Here is a 3,420-nt window from a genome sequence, read left to right on the forward strand (position 1 = left end):
AAAATTCTCTATGATAAAAGTAAAAGAGGATTTAATTATGAAAAAAATGACTGAACATCAAATCGTCGCTATTTTAAAAGAAGCAGAGGCAGGTGTACCCGTTAAAGAGTTGTGCCGTACATATGGAATGGGTAATTCAACTTTCTATAAATGGCGAGAAAAATACAGCGGAATGGAAACGTCGGATATCAAACGCTTAAAGGAGCAGGAGGCTGAAAACCGCAAGCTTAAGCAGATGTTTGCCGAACTGAGCTTAAAATCCCAGCTTCAGGAAGAAATCATAAAAAAGCTTTAGTGCCAACTGGGGCACGTAAAACGTGGGCACAGCAACTACAACAAAATCATTTGGTTACTATTGCTATGAGTTGTGCCATTGTTGGCTTAAGCCGTTGTGCTTACTATTATCAACCTAAGTTGCAGGATGATTCCGTGATTATTTCGGTGTTGAATACTATCACAGACCGGCATTTACGCTGGGGCTTTCCTAAATGTTTTCATCGTGTAACTACCCCCTAAAATAGTACAGCAAAAAAGTAGAAAATTCTCTATGATAAAAGTAAAAGAGGATTTAATTATGAAAAAAATGACTGAACATCAAATCGTCGCTATTTTAAAAGAAGCAGAGGCAGGTGTACCCGTTAAAGAGTTGTGCCGTACATATGGAATGGGTAATTCAACTTTCTATAAATGGCGAGAAAAATACAGCGGAATGGAAACGTCGGATATCAAACGCTTAAAGGAGCAGGAGGCTGAAAACCGCAAGCTTAAGCAGATGTTTGCCGAACTGAGCTTAAAATCCCAGCTTCAGGAAGAAATCATAAAAAAGCTTTAGTGCCAACTGGGGCACGTAAAACGTGGGCACAGCAACTACAACAAAATCATTTGGTTACTATTGCTATGAGTTGTGCCATTGTTGGCTTAAGCCGTTGTGCTTACTATTATCAACCTAAGTTGCAGGATGATTCCGTGATTATTTCGGTGTTGAATACTATCACAGACCGGCATTTACGCTGGGGCTTTCCTAAATGTTTTCATCGTGTAACTACCCCCTAAAATAGTACAGCAAAAAAGTAGAAAATTCTCTATGATAAAAGTAAAAGAGGATTTAATTATGAAAAAAATGACTGAACATCAAATCGTCGCTATTTTAAAAGAAGCAGAGGCAGGTGTACCCGTTAAAGAGTTGTGCCGTACATATGGAATGGGTAATTCAACTTTCTATAAATGGCGAGAAAAATACAGCGGAATGGAAACGTCGGATATCAAACGCTTAAAGGAGCAGGAGGCTGAAAACCGCAAGCTTAAGCAGATGTTTGCCGAACTGAGCTTAAAATCCCAGCTTCAGGAAGAAATCATAAAAAAGCTTTAGTGCCAACTGGGGCACGTAAAACGTGGGCACAGCAACTACAACAAAATCATTTGGTTACTATTGCTATGAGTTGTGCCATTGTGGGTTTAAGTCGTTGTGCTTACTATTATCAACCTAAGTTGCAGGATGACTCGGTGATTGTTTCGATGTTGAATGCTATCACAGACCGGCATTTACGCTGGGGCTTTCCTAAATGTTTTCATCGTATCAGAAAGCTTGGCTATCAATGGAATCATAAACGGGTATATCGGGTGTATTGTGAATTAAAGCTTAATCTCAGGGTAAAGCGTAAAAAACGCATTCCTCCACGATGTCCGGAAAGGTTATTAGTCCCCAATAAACAAGGTGAATGTTGGTCAATGGATTTTATGAGTGACAGTAGCCGTAATCAACGTCGCTTTAGAACATTCAATGTCATCGATGACTTTAATCGTGAGGCGTTAGGGATTGATATTGCAGTAAGCTTACCCGCAGGAAGGATTACCCGTTACTTAGATAAACTGGCCGAATATCATGGGTATCCATTAGAAATACGGGTTGATAATGGGCCAGAATTTACAGGAAAAACCTTTACCAACTGGGCTAAATTACATGGTATAACCATTGATTATATCCAGCCCGGTAGCCCTTATCAAAATGGCTATATTGAACGATTTAACCGTACCTATCGCACTGAGGCACTTGATTTATATCTATTTAATAATCTAGAACAAGCAAGAAAGGTAACCGAAGAATGGCTAACCATTTATAACACCGAAAGACCGCATGAGGCATTAAATAACATGACATTGATTGAGTATAAAACACTAAAACAAGCAGCATGATTTTCTACGTGAGTTGTGTACTAAGTTTGGGGTATTTACAATTTATTTACAGCGTCATTTTTCTCGTTGCTTAGCAAGGCCAATAAGTTTGTCTAGGCTAATTAAAGAATTCATTACATTATTTTGACAAACACTTTCATCATTTTGATAGATATCTTCATCATCTTGATATGTATCTTCTCTTGTAACCCATATGAGCCAAGCTTTAACTGCTAAATATTCTTCAATGGTTAATGTTGCCCAGCGTTCAAATAGATGGCTCTCAGACAGTATTTTTTCAAAATCCATAATCCAAAATACGATTTTATTTATAACAAAATCTTTAATCCTTGCCTTTTGTTTCCCTATAGCTCTTGCTTTAGCTAAAGCCTCAGCTCTGGCCATAGCTCTTGCTTTAGCTCTTACTTTAGCTCTGGTTCTACCTAAAGCTATATCTATAGCTTTAGCTTTAGCCTCAGCTTCAGCCTCAGCTCTAACTATAGCTTCATCTTCAGCTATAGCTATATCCATAGCTTTCGCTGAAGTAATAAGTAACCCAGGTAAATAATAAGCATAGGCTGATGGAGTAAATACATATAAAGCATCATCATAGTTTACGTATATATCAAGAGTGATATCTTGCCAATTCTTACCCAAAAATTGTTTTAGCGCTATTTCATCATCAGGCATTATTATTGTTGCAGTTTCAAAACTTAATTCCCACATATCTTTCGGACGCTCTCGCCAAGAAAATGCCTCCGTTATTTTATTGAATAATATTTTTTCATATATAACTTCATATTTTTCCTGTTCAGGTGCTATTACCTTTTTCATCTTCGAAGCTCCTTTTTTAATTTATCACCAATTTTATAACATCTTTTTATTTCACTATCTATCTGATTGATCTTCACCAAAATATTTGGACTGGCTATACTAATTAGTACCCGTTTTATCAGGTTATTGTTACGATAAACAAAAAAACAAAAGAAATCACCCATGACAAATCGCATTTCAAGAAGAAAAAAACGCCGTTTTACTTACCAATTAAAAAAAAACAGATGGTGATTCTATATCAACATGCTAAAAAATAAACGAATATTGTTGCTGAGTATTGCATCACTAAATCCGCATTAAATAAGTGGATAAAGCAATATCAAACCACTGCCTATTGTTTAAACTCTGCACTAAATTTTTTGATACATAATATGTTCTCCTATGATTTGTACTATTTTAGGGGGATATTTAAAC

Annotated in this window: 6 protein-coding genes; 5 read left to right on the forward strand and 1 reads right to left on the reverse strand. The window is 36.7% G+C overall.

The window, feature by feature from the left end; all coding sequences use genetic code 11:
• Window positions 1–37: 37 nt before the first annotated feature.
• The 5 genes from A9G47_RS07995 to A9G47_RS08020 all read left to right on the forward strand — a co-directional run bounded on the left by A9G47_RS07995 (window position 38) and on the right by A9G47_RS08020 (window position 2,193).
• Entirely contained in the window at window positions 38–295 is a 258-nt protein-coding gene (locus A9G47_RS07995) for a transposase (protein WP_065642048.1), read from the forward strand.
• Complete coding sequence (locus tag A9G47_RS08000) at window positions 295–516, forward strand: hypothetical protein (protein ID WP_065642049.1); 222 nt, start codon at window positions 295–297, stop codon at window positions 514–516. The genes A9G47_RS07995 and A9G47_RS08000 overlap by 1 nt, the downstream gene beginning before the upstream one ends.
• Window positions 517–574: 58 nt before the next feature.
• Complete coding sequence (locus tag A9G47_RS08005) at window positions 575–832, forward strand: transposase (RefSeq protein ID WP_065642048.1); 258 nt, start codon at window positions 575–577, stop codon at window positions 830–832.
• On the forward strand, window positions 832–1,053 hold the full coding sequence (locus tag A9G47_RS08010) for a hypothetical protein (RefSeq protein ID WP_065642049.1): 222 nt from the start codon (window positions 832–834) through the stop codon (window positions 1,051–1,053). Before A9G47_RS08005 ends, A9G47_RS08010 begins: the two co-directional genes overlap by 1 nt.
• Before the next feature lie 58 nt (window positions 1,054–1,111).
• Window positions 1,112–2,193, forward strand: a protein-coding gene (locus A9G47_RS08020) for an IS3 family transposase (protein WP_442903245.1) whose coding sequence is annotated in 2 segments (ribosomal slippage) — window positions 1,112–1,355 and window positions 1,355–2,193 — 1,083 coding nt in all. Because the reading frame shifts where the segments join, the coding sequence is not laid out codon by codon here.
• A gap of 54 nt (window positions 2,194–2,247) precedes the next feature.
• On the opposite strand, the gene A9G47_RS13985 is transcribed toward A9G47_RS08020, so the two are convergent.
• The gene (locus tag A9G47_RS13985) at window positions 2,248–3,006 is read right to left on the reverse strand and encodes a hypothetical protein (RefSeq protein WP_065642645.1); all 759 of its coding nucleotides are present in this window, start codon (window positions 3,004–3,006) and stop codon (window positions 2,248–2,250) included.
• Window positions 3,007–3,420: the final 414 nt, after the last annotated feature.

Source organism: Gilliamella sp. WF3-4 (assembly GCF_001690275.1).
Taxonomy (GTDB): Bacteria; Pseudomonadota; Gammaproteobacteria; order Enterobacterales; family Orbaceae; genus Gilliamella; species Gilliamella apicola_C.

Coding starts and splice junctions, on each gene's coding strand:
- A9G47_RS08005 (WP_065642048.1), top strand. CDS start 575: ATGAAAAAAATGACTGAACATCAAATCGTCGCTATTTTAAAAGAAGCA.
- A9G47_RS13985 (WP_065642645.1), bottom strand. CDS start 3,006: ATGAAAAAGGTAATAGCACCTGAACAGGAAAAATATGAAGTTATATAT.
- A9G47_RS07995 (WP_065642048.1), top strand. CDS start 38: ATGAAAAAAATGACTGAACATCAAATCGTCGCTATTTTAAAAGAAGCA.